The sequence below is a fragment of the Rhodoferax sediminis genome, from assembly GCF_006970865.1.
GTDB classification, from domain to species: Bacteria; Pseudomonadota; Gammaproteobacteria; order Burkholderiales; family Burkholderiaceae_C; genus Rhodoferax_A; species Rhodoferax_A sediminis.
In genome coordinates this window covers 4,300,936-4,315,484 of sequence record NZ_CP035503.1, presented here as the reverse complement: position 1 = coordinate 4,315,484, position 14,549 = coordinate 4,300,936, and the positions used below count along the sequence as shown (strand labels likewise).

At 65.3% G+C, this 14,549-nt stretch carries 13 protein-coding genes; 5 read left to right on the top strand and 8 right to left on the bottom strand.

The window, feature by feature from the left end:
• The first annotated feature begins 42 nt into the window (after positions 1-42).
• Positions 43-951: a LysR family transcriptional regulator ArgP gene (locus tag EUB48_RS20860; RefSeq protein WP_142820962.1), complete on the top strand. Its 909-nt coding sequence runs from the start codon at positions 43-45 to the stop codon at positions 949-951.
• 38 nt (positions 952-989) lie between these two features.
• Here the strand turns inward: EUB48_RS20860 and EUB48_RS20855 are convergent, their stop codons facing one another.
• A complete protein-coding gene (locus EUB48_RS20855; protein ID WP_142820961.1) occupies positions 990-1,547 on the bottom strand; it encodes a hypothetical protein in 558 nt (185 codons plus the stop codon).
• A gap of 166 nt (positions 1,548-1,713) precedes the next feature.
• Between EUB48_RS20855 and EUB48_RS20850 the strand changes: the two genes are divergently transcribed.
• Positions 1,714-2,331, top strand: a complete 618-nt coding sequence (locus EUB48_RS20850; protein WP_142820960.1) for a TetR/AcrR family transcriptional regulator — start codon at positions 1,714-1,716, stop codon at positions 2,329-2,331.
• 81 nt (positions 2,332-2,412) lie between these two features.
• Here the strand turns inward: EUB48_RS20850 and EUB48_RS20845 are convergent, their stop codons facing one another.
• From EUB48_RS20845 to EUB48_RS20835, 3 genes are all read right to left on the bottom strand, one after another.
• On the bottom strand, positions 2,413-2,835 hold the full coding sequence (locus tag EUB48_RS20845; RefSeq protein WP_142820959.1) for a universal stress protein: 423 nt from the start codon (positions 2,833-2,835) through the stop codon (positions 2,413-2,415).
• A gap of 96 nt (positions 2,836-2,931) precedes the next feature.
• Positions 2,932-3,756, bottom strand: a complete 825-nt coding sequence (locus tag EUB48_RS20840) for a metallophosphoesterase (RefSeq protein WP_142820958.1) — start codon at positions 3,754-3,756, stop codon at positions 2,932-2,934.
• Complete coding sequence (locus tag EUB48_RS20835; protein WP_142820957.1) at positions 3,753-4,721, bottom strand: LysR family transcriptional regulator; 969 nt, start codon at positions 4,719-4,721, stop codon at positions 3,753-3,755. The genes EUB48_RS20840 and EUB48_RS20835 overlap by 4 nt, the downstream gene beginning before the upstream one ends.
• A gap of 216 nt (positions 4,722-4,937) precedes the next feature.
• On the opposite strand from EUB48_RS20835, the gene EUB48_RS20830 reads away from it, so the two are divergent.
• Together EUB48_RS20830 and EUB48_RS20825 are read left to right on the top strand one after the other, a co-directional pair.
• The gene (locus EUB48_RS20830) at positions 4,938-5,390 is read left to right on the top strand and encodes a hypothetical protein (RefSeq protein WP_142820956.1); all 453 of its coding nucleotides are present in this window, start codon (positions 4,938-4,940) and stop codon (positions 5,388-5,390) included.
• A 222-nt stretch (positions 5,391-5,612) separates the two neighbouring features.
• Positions 5,613-6,194: a hypothetical protein gene (locus tag EUB48_RS20825; protein WP_210411669.1), complete on the top strand. Its 582-nt coding sequence runs from the start codon at positions 5,613-5,615 to the stop codon at positions 6,192-6,194.
• Positions 6,195-6,284: 90 nt separating this feature from the next.
• On the opposite strand, the gene EUB48_RS20820 is transcribed toward EUB48_RS20825, so the two are convergent.
• From EUB48_RS20820 to EUB48_RS20815, 3 genes are all read right to left on the bottom strand, one after another.
• Positions 6,285-8,162 (bottom strand): phosphoenolpyruvate carboxykinase (GTP), encoded by a 1,878-nt coding sequence (locus EUB48_RS20820; RefSeq protein ID WP_142820955.1) that lies wholly within the window; start codon positions 8,160-8,162, stop codon positions 6,285-6,287.
• Between the two features lie 474 nt (positions 8,163-8,636).
• Complete coding sequence (locus tag EUB48_RS21460) at positions 8,637-8,789, bottom strand: hypothetical protein (protein ID WP_168226790.1); 153 nt, start codon at positions 8,787-8,789, stop codon at positions 8,637-8,639.
• A gap of 77 nt (positions 8,790-8,866) precedes the next feature.
• The gene (locus EUB48_RS20815; RefSeq protein ID WP_142820954.1) at positions 8,867-10,069 is read right to left on the bottom strand and encodes a threonine ammonia-lyase; all 1,203 of its coding nucleotides are present in this window, start codon (positions 10,067-10,069) and stop codon (positions 8,867-8,869) included.
• 120 nt (positions 10,070-10,189) lie between these two features.
• Here EUB48_RS20815 and EUB48_RS20810 point away from each other — a divergent pair, with 120 nt between their 5' ends.
• Positions 10,190-12,505 carry an ATP-binding protein gene (locus EUB48_RS20810; protein ID WP_142820953.1) on the top strand — a complete coding sequence of 772 codons (2,316 nt, stop codon included), beginning with the start codon at positions 10,190-10,192 and terminating at the stop codon, positions 12,503-12,505.
• A 37-nt stretch (positions 12,506-12,542) separates the two neighbouring features.
• On the opposite strand, the gene EUB48_RS20805 is transcribed toward EUB48_RS20810, so the two are convergent.
• A complete protein-coding gene (locus EUB48_RS20805) occupies positions 12,543-14,501 on the bottom strand; it encodes a RecQ family ATP-dependent DNA helicase (RefSeq protein ID WP_142820952.1) in 1,959 nt (652 codons plus the stop codon).
• Positions 14,502-14,549 lie beyond the last annotated feature (48 nt).

Here is a 14,549-nt window from a genome sequence, read left to right as displayed (position 1 = left end):
AGAAGAATTAAATGCGCAGTGAAAACATCAGCACCGCTAATAATGAGCACCTTTGACCCCGACGCCCTCGAATGCCTGGCCGCGATCGTGGAAGAGGGCGGCTTCGAGCGCGCCGCCCAGCGTCTGTGCATCACCCAGTCGGCCGTGTCGCAGCGCCTGCGCTCGCTCGAAGCCCAGGTCGGCACCGTGCTGATCGTGCGCAGCCGCCCGCTTCACCCGACGCCGGCCGGGCAGTTGCTGCTCAAGCACACGCGCCAGCTGCGCCTGCTGCGTGCCGACATGGAGCGCGACCTGCAGGAGCTGGCACCGGGCAACGCGGGCGGCACACGCGAAGAGGAGCGCATCGCCATTGCCATCAATGCCGACAGCATCGCCACCTGGGCGCTGCCGGCGCTCGATGCGCTGGCGCGTCAGGGCCTGCCGCTGGAGATCATCGCCGACGACCAGGATTTCACCCAGGAATGGCTGCGCGAGGGCAAGGTGCTGGGCTGCGTCACTACGCTCGACTCGGCGCTGCGCGGCTGCAGGCTGGTGCCGCTGGGCGCCATGCGCTATGTGGCGGTGGCGCAAGCGGCGTATGCGGCAGCGCAGGCGCCGCAGGGTTTGGCGCCGCATAACTTTGGCAACCTGGCGTTTGTGGCGTTCAACCGCAAGGACGACATGCAGACCGAGTTTGTGGCGAAGGCCTTCGGCCTCAAGCACGTCACCTTGAAGCAGTTGTTCGTGCCAAGTTCCGAAGGCCAGGTGCGCGCCGTGCGGGCCGGCTGGGGCGTGAGCGTGCTGCCGGAACTGCTGGTGCAGGGCCTGATGGCGCAGGGCGAGCTGGTCAACATGGCGCCCGGCCATGCGCTGCCGATCCAGCTCTACTGGCATTGCTGGAACCTGGAATCACAGGTGCTGGATGCCATGACCAGCGCACTCACAGCCGCGGCCGCGGCGGCGCTGGCCTGAAATCGCCGGACGCGTTGGAGTTTGGCTGCCGTGCCCGCTTACGGCGCACTCGAGCGCAGGGTCTCCAGCAGCGCCTGGGCCTTGTCGGGGTCGAACTTTCCTTGCGCCCGCGCCAGCACCTCGCCATTGCGGTCCAGCACCAGCACCACCGCCTGATCCGTGCCCGTCACGCCGGTGGCGCGCACAAACGCGTCGCGGTCGGTGAACACCGGCAGCAGGCTGGCCCGCTCCGACTCACTGGGATAGCGCGAGAGCAGGCGGGTTTCCACCGCGCTGCGGTGCGCCGGGTCGCCCGTGTCGTTGATCACGGGCATCCGGACCCACGCGATGGAGGAGTCCTTGCGCAGCTGCAGGCCGTTGATCCAGCTCTCCAGTTCCGCGTTCTGGTTGTGCCGGAAGGCGACCAGCGCCAGCGTGCGTCCAGCGGGCAGGCCTTCGGGCAGGCTGACCGGCTCCTGTTTGTGCCCCAGCCGATTCGCGACCAGCGACGGCAAACGCCCCATGACGTTGGTTTCGTTGGGCGTGACCACGGCCAGGATCAGGGCGAGCAGCGTCGCCGCCCCCCACGCCAGTCCATACACCCAAACCCTTTTCATGGCAGCCTCCGAATTCATACCACTTGAACCACTTTAGACAGCATGCAAGATGCGTGCAAGCGGCCTTCAGGATTGATTGTTTCATACTGTGTAGTAACTTATTAACTTCCCGGTTGTAAATTAGTCGGAGACTATGGTCTCAGATGCAACTGACTAAAATTCGAGCATGAGCAGTCCCGTCGTTGCCCGCGTGTCGTTCAAGGAGCAGATGCTCCTGGCGCGTGAAGAGGCCATCGTGAAAGCCGTGAGCCGGCTGCTGGCTGAAAAAGGTTTCGAGGCCATGACGGTGGATGAGGTCGCTGCGGAGGTCGGTATCGCGAAAGCGAGCCTTTACAAACATTTCCCCAGCAAGGAAGACCTCGCGGCCGCCGCAATGGTGCGCGTGATGCGCCGTGCGCAGGATTTTCTGCTCTCGCTGCCCGCGGGCGACGCGCCGCTCGACAAACTGCGCGCGGCGGCACGCTGGACCATGGAGCTGCAACTGGCCGGCGAAATGCCCTCGCTGCCGGGCCGGGGCTCGTCGCTGCGCGCCACGCTGATGTCGTGCCAGCCTTATCTCGATGGCTTGCTGCAAGTGCGCGAGCAGTTCGGCGGCTGGATCGAAGCGGCCCAAGCCAGCGGCGCGCTGAACCCGCGGCTGCCGGCCGTCGCCGTGCTCTACACGCTGTATGCGCGTGCCTGCGACCCGGTGCTGGAGTTTCTCAAGGCTGGGGGCCGGCACAGCGACGCCGAGATCGTCGAACTGGTGCTCAGTACCTGCTTTGATGGATTAAATGCCAGATAGCCTATGCCTGGTCCGCATTGTTCGCTCTTAAAAGTATAGTAGAAGGGTTCCCGCACAAACTCTCGCACGGGACAGGCCGTATCAGCGCACCAGCAGCACCGGCACGCTGCAGTGCGCCAGCACCTGGGTGGCCACCGAGCCCATCACCAGGCTTTTCAGGGCACCATGGCCGTGCGAGCCCATGACGACCAGGTCGTATTTGCCGGCATCCGCCGTACGCGCGATCGTCTCGCCGGCGGGGCCGATTTTCGACACGGGTGTCGGATCCATGTCGTGACGCCGCAGGAATTTGCAGACCGGGTTCAAAACCTTGCCCGACTCGTCAGCATAATAATTGTCGACGATCTCCTTGCCGACGGCCCCGCGCACGCGCGGCGGCAGTGGCGGCTGCACCGTAAGCACGGTGTACTTGTTGGTGCTGCTGAGCAACTCGTCATGCGCGGTCAGGTAGGCCAGCATTTTCTTGGTGTAGATACTGCCGTCAACGGCCAGAAGAATTTTCACGGCATTTCCCACAATAAAAAAGTCAGTCTAGCGCCCGCGGTGGCGGCATCCTTGACGGACATCAAACAAACCATGGCCGCGCCGCGCCGGGCGCACCTACACCGCAAGGCACCACTGCTCGCGAAAGGCGGCCTGCTCATTCTTGCGCGCGTATCCCAGCGGATTGGCGACGACTCGGCAGCCCGCGCGGGTGTAATCGCTCGGGGCGTGCAAATGGCCGTGCAGCCACAGGTCGGCGTGTGGCAGCAGATCATCCAGCGCATTGCAAAAACCCGCCGTGCCGGGGTTCAGGCCGTAGCGCGGGTCGGCGCTTTGCAGGCTCGGCGCGAAATGCGTGACCGCCACGGTTTTCCCCTCGAATGGACTGGCCAGTGCCTTGCGCAGCCAGTCCTGGCAGATCAGTGATTGCTCACGTACAGCCGGCGCCAGCATGGGTTCACCGCGGTAGCGGATGCCGGCCTTCTTCAGGTAAAAGTTGGCGGCCCGAAAGGCCTTTTCGCGCGCCTTGAGCTGCTGCCCCACCGTGGCATGGGGATCATCGGCACGCGGGCCGAGCGCGTCGAAGTCGCTCCATAAAGTGGTGCCCACGAAGCGCACCGTGTCCAATATCACGACCTCGCGCTCCAGCCAGATCAGCCCCAAGCGCTCGCACGTGGTGCGCAATCTGGCATGAGCCACCTCAAAATCCAGACCATCGTATTCGTGATTGCCGGGGACAAACAGCACGGGCGAGGGCCAGCCGCCAAACCGGGGCAGCGGCGAAAAGCGCGCCAGGCCGAAATCAGGGCCTGTCAGCAGCGAGCCGGCCTGGTACGAGCCAATGTCGCCCGCCAGCACCAGCACGTCGGCACCCGGTGCCGGCCGGGGCTGGAACTGCGGATGCACCTCGAGGTGCAGGTCGGACAACAGCTGGATCTTCATGCGGCGCCCGCCTGCTCGAACGCCTTGTGCGCCGAACGTGCAATGGCCTGGCGCAGCCACTGGTGGGCACCACTGCGCTCGAGCCGGCTGTGCCACAGCGACGCGACCTGCACGGGCGGCACTTCAAAGGGCAGCTCGCGCTGCACCAGATCCTCGGCCGGCCCGGCGATGCCCACGAAGTGGCGCGGCAGCACGGTGAGCAGGTTCGATTGGGCGACCACCTGGCCCGCCGTGAAGAACTGGTTGACCGTGAGCACGACGCGGCGCGCGCGTCCCTGCGAGGCCAGCGCTTCGTCGACAAAGCCGAATGGGAGCCCGGAGAAACTCACCAGCAAGTGGCGTGCGGCGCAAAAGCGGTTCAAGGTCAACGGGCCGCTGGCCAGCGGATGGCCGCGGCGCATCACGCACACATACTTGCCTTCATACAGGCGCTGGTGCGCGAACGCGACCGCCTTGCCCACCTGCGCGCGCGCCGTCAGGTCGGCCAGCACAGCGGGGAAATAACCCACGGCAAGATCGGCCGACTCGTCGTCGAGCATGCGGCGCGGGTCGCGCGTGGTCAGCGGCAGCACCTGGATGGAGACGCCAGGGGCCTCGGTTTCGAGAATCTCGACCAGGCCCGGGATCAATTCGGCGCCAGTGGCGTCGGCCATGGCCAGCATGAAGGTGTTGTCGGCGGCGGCCGGCACAAACGTGCTGGGCGCCAGCGACTCCTGCAACTGGCGCAGGGCCTCGCGCACCGCCGGCCACAGCGCGACGGCGCGCGGTGTGGGCACCATGCCCTGGCCACCGCGCCGCACCAGCTCATCGCCCAGCGTCTCGCGCAGGCGCCGCAGCGCGTTGCTCACGGCAGGCTGGGTCAGCGACAGGTTGCGCGCGGCCCGGGTCAGGCTGCGCTCGGCCATGACCTCGTCGAAGACGCGCAGCAGGTTCAGGTCCAGTGTGCGGAAGTTGGGAATGTTCATGAGGGGTCTATTGACACATAGCTATCACTATTATGAATATGCATAATCACAGATATAAAGTTGAACAACAGTAGTATTTACCCTAGTATTGCATCAAGAGTTTTCAAGAAGGGAATTAGCATGATCAACTTTGTACACGCAGCTTATCCAGCACAAAATTCCAATGCTGCCCGTATTCAATCCGCCGCGCCGGCCGTGCGGCAACCCGGTCGGGGAATGGAAAATCGCAAGGCTCTGGCGGCCCTGCTGCTGGCAGCGGTCGTTGCCGCACTGCTGGTAGCGGCGAACCAGATGATCGACACCTGGTCGGACGACCATGTGCTGGCCGCCTGGGTCGTTCTGTGGGCCATCGGCTTTGCCGCGCTGGGCTTGCTGGCCGGCACCGCCCGCAAGCTGGCCTCCCGCGTGGTCGCCCGGCTCGATGCCTGGTCATACCGCGTGGCCCGTGCGCGCGCCGATGCCCGTTTCATGGAAGCGGCGCAAAACGATCCGCGCGTCATGGCTGATTTGCGGATAGCAGTTTCGCGCCAACGCGATAACGAAGTGCAGGACATCCGCGCCGACGTGGACGTGGCCCGCATCGCGCATCGCCCGGAGACCGGCCTGATCGCCCATTACGAGTCTTTGGCGCGCAATATCCCGGTCGCGCACTTCGCTTCCTCTTGGTGAGGACCGGTGCTGCCCGACAGCAGGCAGCACCCGCAAAGAAGCCACCCATCGGGTGGCTTCTTTGTTTTTCGGCCCATTGCGGCGCTGTCGGTGATGGCAGTTGCCGGTTTCTTCGGATTAACTTATCACAGTTGTGAATGTATCAAATCACAAATATAAAGTTGAACATCACTAGTGTTAACCCTAATATAGCAACAAGAGTTTTCAAGAAGGGAAATTATCATGACCAGCTTCGTTCATACGGCCTATCCGGCGCAACACCTTGGCGTTGCGCGAGTCGAGTCCGCCATTCGCACTGCACGGCAGTTCCGCAAGGGGTTTGACAGCACCAAGGGGTTGGCAGCCATGCTGCTGGCGGCCGTGGTCGCCGCCTTGCTGGTGGTGGCCAACCAGATGGTTGACAACTGGTCCGACGGCCACTTGCTGGCCGCCTGGGTCATTCTGTGGGCCATCGGCTTTGCCGCGCTGGGCCTGTGTGCCGGCACGGCGCGCAGCCTGGCCGTGCGCATGGTGGCCGGGCTCGATGCCTGGTCGCAACGCGTGGCCCGTGCCCGCGCCGACGCCCGTTTCATGGAAGCGGCGCAAAACGATCCGCGCATCATGGCTGAATTGCAGGCCGCCTTGTCGCGCCAGGAGGCGGAGGTAGGACTGCCAACGCAGGCGCCCCAGGCGGGCTGGCTGTCGCAGTACAAGCATGTGATGGACTGGCGCGAGAGCGGGCAGGTGGTTCCGGCACGCAGCGGAAGCTGGCTGGCACAGTACGAGCCCGCATTCAATATGCTGCGCGGCGCCCCTAACGACTGAGCCGTTTCGCCAAACCACGTCCGCTGCCTGCCAGCGGGTCATTTAAAAAACCGCCCTTGGGCGGTTTTTCATTGAAGCTCGGCAAGCCGCTCAGGCCGCGAGGCGCCGTTCGATCGCCGCCTTGGTCTCCTGCAGTTCTTTCGGCAGGTGGTGTTCGAGCCGCTGGAACAGCTCTTCGTGCAACTTGAGTTCGGCAACCCAGGCGGCCTTGTCGATGCTGGTCACGGTCTTAAACTGCTCGGCCGTGAAGTCCAGCCCGGTCCAGTTGAGTTCCTCGAATGCCGGGCTCACGCCGAACACGTTCTCGCTCCCCGGGGCTGTGCCTTCGATGCGGTCGATCATCCACTTCAGCACGCGCATGTTCTCGCCGTAGCCAGGCCAGACGAATTTGCCGTCCTCACCCTTGCGGAACCAGTTGGTGGTATAGATGGCGGGGATTTTGGCGTCGGACTTCGCCAGCCGGGCGCCCAGGCTGAGCCAGTGCTGGAAGTAGTCGGCCATGTTGTAGCCGGTGAACGGCAGCATGGCGAACGGGTCGCGCCGCACCACGCCCATCTGGCCTGCGGCCGCGGCGGTAGTCTCCGAGCCCATGGTCGCGGCCATGTAGACGCCCTCGACCCAGGTGCGCGCCTCGGTCACCAGCGGCACCGTGGTCGAGCGCCGGCCGCCAAAGATGAAGGCGTCGATCACCACGCCCTTGGGATCGTCCCAGGCGGGATCGAGCGCCGGGTTGTTGGTGGCCGCCACGGTGAAGCGCGCGTTCGGGTGCGCCGCCGCACGCGGTTTGCCGTCCACGGCGTTTTCGCGGGCGATCGCCGGGGTCCAGTCCCGGCCCTGCCAGTCGATCAGGTGGGCCGGCAGGCTGCCACTGTCCTTTTCCATGCCCTCCCACCAGACGTCGCCGTCATCGGTCAGCGCCACGTTGGTGAAGATGACGTTGCGGTCCAGGCTGGCCATGCAGTTCGGGTTGGTGTGGAAGTTGGTGCCTGGCGCCACGCCGAAGTAGCCGGCCTCGGGGTTGATGGCGCGCAGCGAGCCGTCGGGCTGCGGCTTGATCCAGGCGATATCGTCGCCGATGGTGGTGACCTTCCAGCCCTCAAAGCCCTTGGGCGGCACCAGCATCGAGAAGTTGGTCTTGCCGCAGGCGCTGGGGAAGGCTGCAGCCACGTGGTACTTGGTGCCGTCGGGCTTGGTCACGCCCAGGATCAGCATGTGTTCGGCCAGCCAGCCCTGGTCACGCCCCATGTTCGAGGCAATGCGCAGCGCAAAGCACTTCTTGCCCAGCAGCGCATTGCCGCCGTAGCCCGAGCCATAGCTCCAGATCTCGCGCGTTTCGGGGTAATGCACGATGTACTTGGTCTTGTTGCACGGCCACTTGACGTCTTTCTGGCCGGCCTCGAGCGGCGCGCCCACGCTGTGCACGCAGGGCACGAACTCGCCGTTCACGCCCAGCACGTCGTACACCGCGCGGCCCATGCGCGTCATGATCTTCATGTTCACCACCACATAGGGGCTGTCGGAGAGTTCGATGCCGATGTGCGCAATCGGCGAGCCCAGCGGGCCCATGGAGAACGGCACCACATACATCGTGCGCCCGCGCATGCAGCCGTCGAACAGCGGCGCCAGCGTGGCGCGCATCTCGGCCGGGGCCATCCAGTTATTCGTCGGGCCGGCGTTTTCCTTGTGCTCGCTGCAGATGAAGGTGCGGTCTTCCACGCGCGCCACATCGGTCGGGTCGCTGCAGGCCAGGTAGCTGTTCGGGCGCTTGGCTTCGTTGAGCTTTTTGAAGGTGCCCGCGGCCACCAGTTGCTGGCACAGGCGCGTGTATTCCTCGTCGCTGCCGTCACACCAGTGAATCTGTGCGGGCTTGCACAGCGCGGCCATGTCGGCCACCCAGGCGACCAGTTTTGCGTTTTTGACGTAGCCGGGGGCATTGAGATTCAATCCCTGCATGGCGGGTGAGTTCATCGGGTCGCTTCCTGAAGTTGAAAATCGTTTTTTCAAAAGCGGGGGCCTTTGAAAAAACGGCTTGGCGCATGAAGGGAGGGTGTGAGGTTTTTTGTGGGCGGGGAAAAGAAGTGGGAAGGGGGCGGGCCGAGCACGGTGTGGCCGGGAAGTCGATTTTATGAAACCCGAACCTCGTTACCAACCCGTTACCGGTGAAAGTAATGCAAAACTTGCATGAGGTTATGCATTAATTTCCTGCGTTTGAAGCCGCGCGAATGCCCGCCGCGGCACGCATTTTCAGGACGAAAAAATGCCTCTGGCCGGCTCGGGGCCAGCACAGTTTGCTATGAATTTGGGGATCACTGGCTGGCCGGGGATGACGGCCGCGGCGTTGGCAAAGAGCGCATCGCCGGCGCGTTGCGAGACGCCTCGCGATATGTCAGTGCTATTTAATCTGCAGCGGCAAGTGAGGTGCCAGCATGGGTTGCAGCCCGTTCAGGCCATGGATACGGCGATGAAGGCGAGCAGGAAGATCAACACGCCGCCGACCAGCGGGATCACCAGCGGAATCATCGGGACAATGCCTTCGATCGGATCTTGCTCCGGCGTGGCGGGCTCGTGACTGGCGGGTGTATTGGGTATGGTCATGGGGCGCTCGACTCTCGTAGTTACGCGATTTTACCTTGGCAATCGCCGCCGGGCACGACGTGCACCGGCGCGCTCATTCATTTCTGCTCCTGCGCCGACAGTCCCGCGGCGTGCAGCGCGGCCAGCACGTCGGCAATATGCTCGCGCCCGCGGGTTTGCAACACCAGCTCGATCTCCACGCTTTGCGCCGACAGCGTCGTGAAAGCGCGCTGGTGGTGCACTTCGTCGATGTTGGCGCCCGCATTCGCCACCACGCTGGTAATGCTCGCCAGCACGCCGGGAATGTCGCGCGCGCTGACCCGGATGCGCGCCAGCCGCCCGGCCCGCGCCATGCCGCGCTCGATGATGGCGGCCAGCAGCAGCGGGTCGATATTGCCGCCGCACAGCACCAGCCCCACGCGCTTGCCGCGAAACCGTTCGGGGTACTTGATCAGCGCGGCCAGCCCGACCGCGCCCGCGCCCTCGACCACCGTCTTCTCGATCTCCAGCAGCATCAGCACGGCCTGCTCGATGTCGCCTTCGTCCACCAGCAGCAGGTCGTCCACGCGCTGCGCGATGATGGCCCGCGTAACCCGCCCCGGCGCGCCCACCGCAATGCCCTCGGCAATGGTGCTGTTGCCCTGCGGGTGATGGCTGCCCGTGATGGCGTTGACCATGGCCGGAAAGCGCGAGGTCTGCACGCCGACGATCTCGATTCCCGGCTTGAGCGCCTTGGCCGCTGTGGCAATCCCCGCGATCAGCCCGCCGCCGCCCACGGCCACGATCAGGCTGTCGAGATCGGGCACGGCGTCCAGCATCTCCAGCCCCACGGTGCCCTGGCCGGCCACGATGGCCTCGTCGTCGTAGGGATGGACGAAGGTCAGGCCCTGCGCGCGGGCCAGGGCCAGTGCGTGGGTGCTCGCCTCTTCCAGCGTGTCGCCATGCAGCACCATCTCGGCGCCAAAGCCGCGCGTGCGCGCCACCTTCACGCCCGGCGTGGCGCGCGGCATCACGATGACGGCGCGCAGGCCCAGGCGCTGTGCGTGGTAGGCCACGCCCTGCGCGTGGTTGCCGGCGCTCATGGCCACCACGCCGTGCCGGCGCTCCTCGGGGGACAGCTGCGCCAGCTTGTTGCAGGCGCCGCGCTCCTTGAAGGAGGCGGTGAACTGCAGGTTTTCGAATTTCAGGAATACCTGCGCGCCCGAAATCTGCGACAGTGTCTTCGATTCCACGCAGGGGGTGTTGAGAACCTGGCCTTGCAGGCGCGCCGCGGCCTGGCGAATATCGTTGAGTTCAATCATTTCCGGATTGTCCGTGGTAAAGGCACAAAATCGTGCTAATGTTTTCAGCATTAGTGTCTTCCAAACCCCAGCAGTCTGCGTTATCGTGGAACTGCGCATGTCGTTGCTGGAGGCCTTTCCATGACCAAGCGTTCGGTTGACTTGAAAGATTCGCAGCTCATCGCGTCCCCGGGCCTCAAGAGTGCGCCCGTGCTGGACCTGATGTGTTCGCACTTCGTGTTGACGCTGGCCGCCAAGCAGGGGCCGAAGTTCAATGTGCGGCGCGATCTGAACGGCCTGCTGTCGCTCTCGGGCCGGCACCTCGTGTGGCCGGTGCACGTGTTCAACCGCGTGCGCGAGTTTCTGGTGCGGCGCTGCAAGGACAACGAATTCTGGCGCGGGCACGAGGAACTGGGCAACGCCGAATTCCTGGAGCGCCACGCCGTCTGGCGCGGTCCGTACGAGGAAGGCACGCTGTTCTTCTACCTCGACGAATACGCCAAGGACCAGCCGAAGGATCTGCTGTCGGTATTGGCCGTGACCGGCGACTGGCTCACCCACGCGCTCAAGAAACAAAGCACGCTGGTCGAGAAAAACATCGATGCACTCTCGAATCTGCTGCAGCTCAATCGCGCCGAGCGCGCACTGCTGCTGTACGGCACGCTGGCGCGCTACCAGCGCGACCTGCGCAGCCTGCTGGTCGAGTTCAAGGTCAACAACGCGCCCGAGGCGTATGCGGCCATCGCCGACATCGCCGGCGTGAACGCCTCCGAGGTCGGCGAGGCGCTGCGCGCGGGCTCGCGGCTCGAGCGCATCGGCCTGGTGGAGAACCTGATCTCCGAGCACAACATCACCGACCTGGCCGACCTCATGAAGGTCAGCGAAAAGCTGCCGCCCGTGCTGATGCGCGAGTACCGCGACCAGAACGAGTTGATGGCGGTGTTCACGCGGCCCGCCGCGAAATCCAGCCTGACCCTGAACGATTTCTCGTTCGCGCAGGAAGACGCGCAGGTGCTGTGTGCGCTCTTGCGCAACGCGGTCGAGCGCAAGGAGCCCGGCGTCAACGTGCTCCTGTACGGCCCGCCCGGCACCGGCAAGACCGAACTGGCCAAGGTGGTGGCGCAGGCGGCCGGGCTGGACCTGTTCGAGGTCGAATACGCGGACCGCGACGGCAACTCCCTCTCGGGGCGCGACCGCTACCGCTCGCTGCAAATCGCCCAGGTATTTTTAAAGGGCAGCCAGCAGGTGGCGCTGCTGTTCGACGAGGTGGAAGACGTGTTCCCGTCGGTCAGCGTGGACGCCGCCAACCTGATGGCACGCCAGGAGCAGCAGGCGCTGGCCGCCGCCGTCGGCCACAGCGTGAACGGCAAGGCCTGGGTGAACCAGATCCTGGAGTCCAACGCCGTGCCCACGCTGTGGGTGACGAACCGCATCGAGCAGATCGACCCGGCGTTTCGGCGCCGCTTTGCGTATCACCTGGAGCTCAAGTCGCCGCCGCCGGGCGCGCGCGAGCAGCTGGTGCGCAAGACGCTCGAGGGCGTGGAGGTCAGCAATGAATTCGTTGCCAAGCTGACCGAGCGCAAGGGCCTGACGCCCGCGCAAATCCGCACCGCGGTGCGCTTTGCGGGACTGGCCACGAGCGAGGCGCTGGGGCTGGAGGCGCTGATCGAGCGCCAGCTCAGGAACGCCGATGCCGCACTCGGCAACAAGGTCGAGACGGCGCCGGGGCGCCCCGCGGTCACCACCTACGACCTGGCCATGCTCAACGTGGAGTCGCGCTTCGAGATCGAGCGCATCGTGCAGGCGCTGCGCGCACGCGGCCACGGCACGCTGTGCTTTTACGGCGCGCCGGGCACCGGCAAGACCGCACTGGGCGAGTACATCGCCAGGGCGCTGGACAAGCCGCTGATCATCAAGCAGGCCAGCGACCTGATGAGCAAGTACGTGGGCGAGACCGAGCAGAACATGGCCGCCATGTTCAAGGAAGCCGAGGCCGAGAAGGCGGTGCTGCTGCTCGATGAGGTGGACAGCTTCTTGCAGGACCGGCGCGGCGCCCAGCGCACCTACGAGGTGACCGAGGTGAACGAGATGCTGCAGGGCATGGAGCGCTACCACGGCATCTTCATCTGCACCACCAATCTGCTCGATCGCATCGACCAGGCGGCGCTGCGCCGCTTCACCTTCAAGATCAAGTTCAAGCCGCTCAGCACTGCGCAGCGCGAGGCCATGTTTGTGACCGAGGCGCTGGCCGGCCAGGCCGCGCAGCTCACCGAGGCAATGCAGTCACGCCTGCACAAGCTCGAGCAACTCTGCCCCGGCGACTTCGCCGCGGTGAAGCGCCAGATCGATATTCTGGCCACCGAGTTCAGCGCCGAGGAATTCCTCGAACAGCTCGAGGCCGAGCACCGCATCAAGCCCGAGGTGCGCGATGCGCGCGGCATCGGATTTGTGCAGTAAAAAAGACGAGTAGCCCTTTGCTGATATGCATTTGATGCTACTTATCTGGTAGCGCGCAGACCCGCAGCACCTCGCCGCCATAGGCTTCGAGCTTCTTCGCGCCGATGCCGCTGATGCCCTGCAGGTCCGCCAGCGTGGCGGGCGCGCGCTCGGCAATCGCAGCCAGCGTGGCGTCGTGAAAGATCACATAGGCCGGCAGGTTGTGTTCGCGCGCGACTTCGCCGCGCCAGGCCCGCAGCGCCTCGAAGCGGGCGTGGCCGGCCGCGTCCAGCGCGGTGGCGGCGGGCGACGCGGTGCCGCGGGTCTTTGCAACCGGGCCGCCGCGCCGCGACTTGCGTGCGGCGGGCGTCGTGACCGATTCGCGCAGCTGCACGTTCTGCTCGCCGCGCAGCACGGCGCGCGAGCCCTCCGTGAGCTGCAGCGTGTTGAAGGCCTGCGCATCGACGCTGAGCGCGCCGGTGGCGATCAGCTGGCGCAGCACGCCGCGCAGCTGCGTCTCGCTGAAGCCGGCGCCGATGCCGAAGGTGCTGAGCGAGGCATGGCCGAACTGCGTGATCTTCTCGGTGGTCTTGCCGCGCAGGATGTCCATGATGTGGCCGGCACCGAAGCTGATGCCGCTCATCTGCTGTACGCGGTAGATGGTGGACAGCAGCTTGCGCGCCGCATCGGTGCCGTCCCACACCTCAGGCGGGTTCAGGCAGTTGTCGCAATTGCCACATGTGGCCCCCACGCTCGGCACTTCGTGTCCTCGCTGCCCCCCGAGGGGGCCGTGTCCGCCTTGGGGCGGCCCGGCGTCGGACGAGGCGCGCTCATAGGTTTCGCCGAAATAGCCGAGCAGGCGCACGCGCCGGCAATCGCTGGCTTCGGCCAGCGACAGCAGCGCGTCCAGCTTGCCGCGCATCACGCGCTTGAAGTCGTCGCCGGCCGGGCTCTCGTCGATCATGCGGGCCTGGTTCACCACGTCCTGCAGGCCGTACACCATCCAGGCGTCGGCTGGCAGGCCGTCGCGGCCCGCGCGGCCCGTTTCCTGGTAGTAGCCCTCGATGTTTTTCGGCATGTCCAGGTGCGCGACAAAGCGCACGTCGGGCTTGTCGATACCCATGCCGAACGCTATTGTGGCGACCATCACGACGCCTTCCTCGCGCAAGAAGCGGTCCTGGTGCGTTTGCCGCAGCGCGGCGTTGAGCCCCGCGTGGTACGGGAGCGCGTTGATGCCCGCGTCCTGCAGCGTCTGCGCCACGTCTTCCACGCGCTTGCGCGACTGGCAATACACCACGCCGGCGTCGCCCTCGTGCTCGCCCTCGATGAAGCGCAGCAGTTGCGTGGTCGCGTCCTTTTTCTCGACGATGCTGTAACGGATGTTCGGCCTGTCAAAACTGCTGATGAACAGCCGCGCCTCCTCCAGCTGCAGCCGCTCGATGATGTCGGCGCGTGTGAGCGCGTCGGCCGTGGCCGTGAGCGCGATGCGCGGCACGCCGGCGTAGCGTTCGTGCAGCACGGTCAGCGCGCGGTATTCGGGGCGGAAGTCGTGGCCCCACTGGCTCACGCAGTGCGCCTCGTCGATGGCGAACAGCGACAGCTGGCCGCGCGCGTGCAGCGCATCGAGCTGCGACAAAAAGCGCGGCGTGGTCACGCGCTCGGGCGCCGCGTACAGGAGCGTGATCTCGCCGCGCAGCAGGCGGCGCTCCACGTCCTGTGTCTGCTCCCAGTCGAGCGTGGAATTGAGGAAGGCCGCGGCCACGCCGGCCTCGCGCAGCGCGCCGACCTGGTCGTGCATCAGCGCGATCAGCGGCGACACCACCACCGCGATGCCCCGGCCGGCACGCTGGCGCGCGATCGCCGGGATCTGGTAGCACAGGCTCTTGCCGCCGCCCGTGGGCATCAGCACCAGCGCGTCACCGCCCGCCACCACGTGCTCGACGATGGCCTGCTGCGGGCCGCGAAACGCCTCGTAGCCGAACACCTCGCGCAGGATGGCGCTGTTTTGGGAAGTCATGCGGGGAAGGAAGTTCTCAGGATGCTATTAAAAAAATAGCTGGTAGCG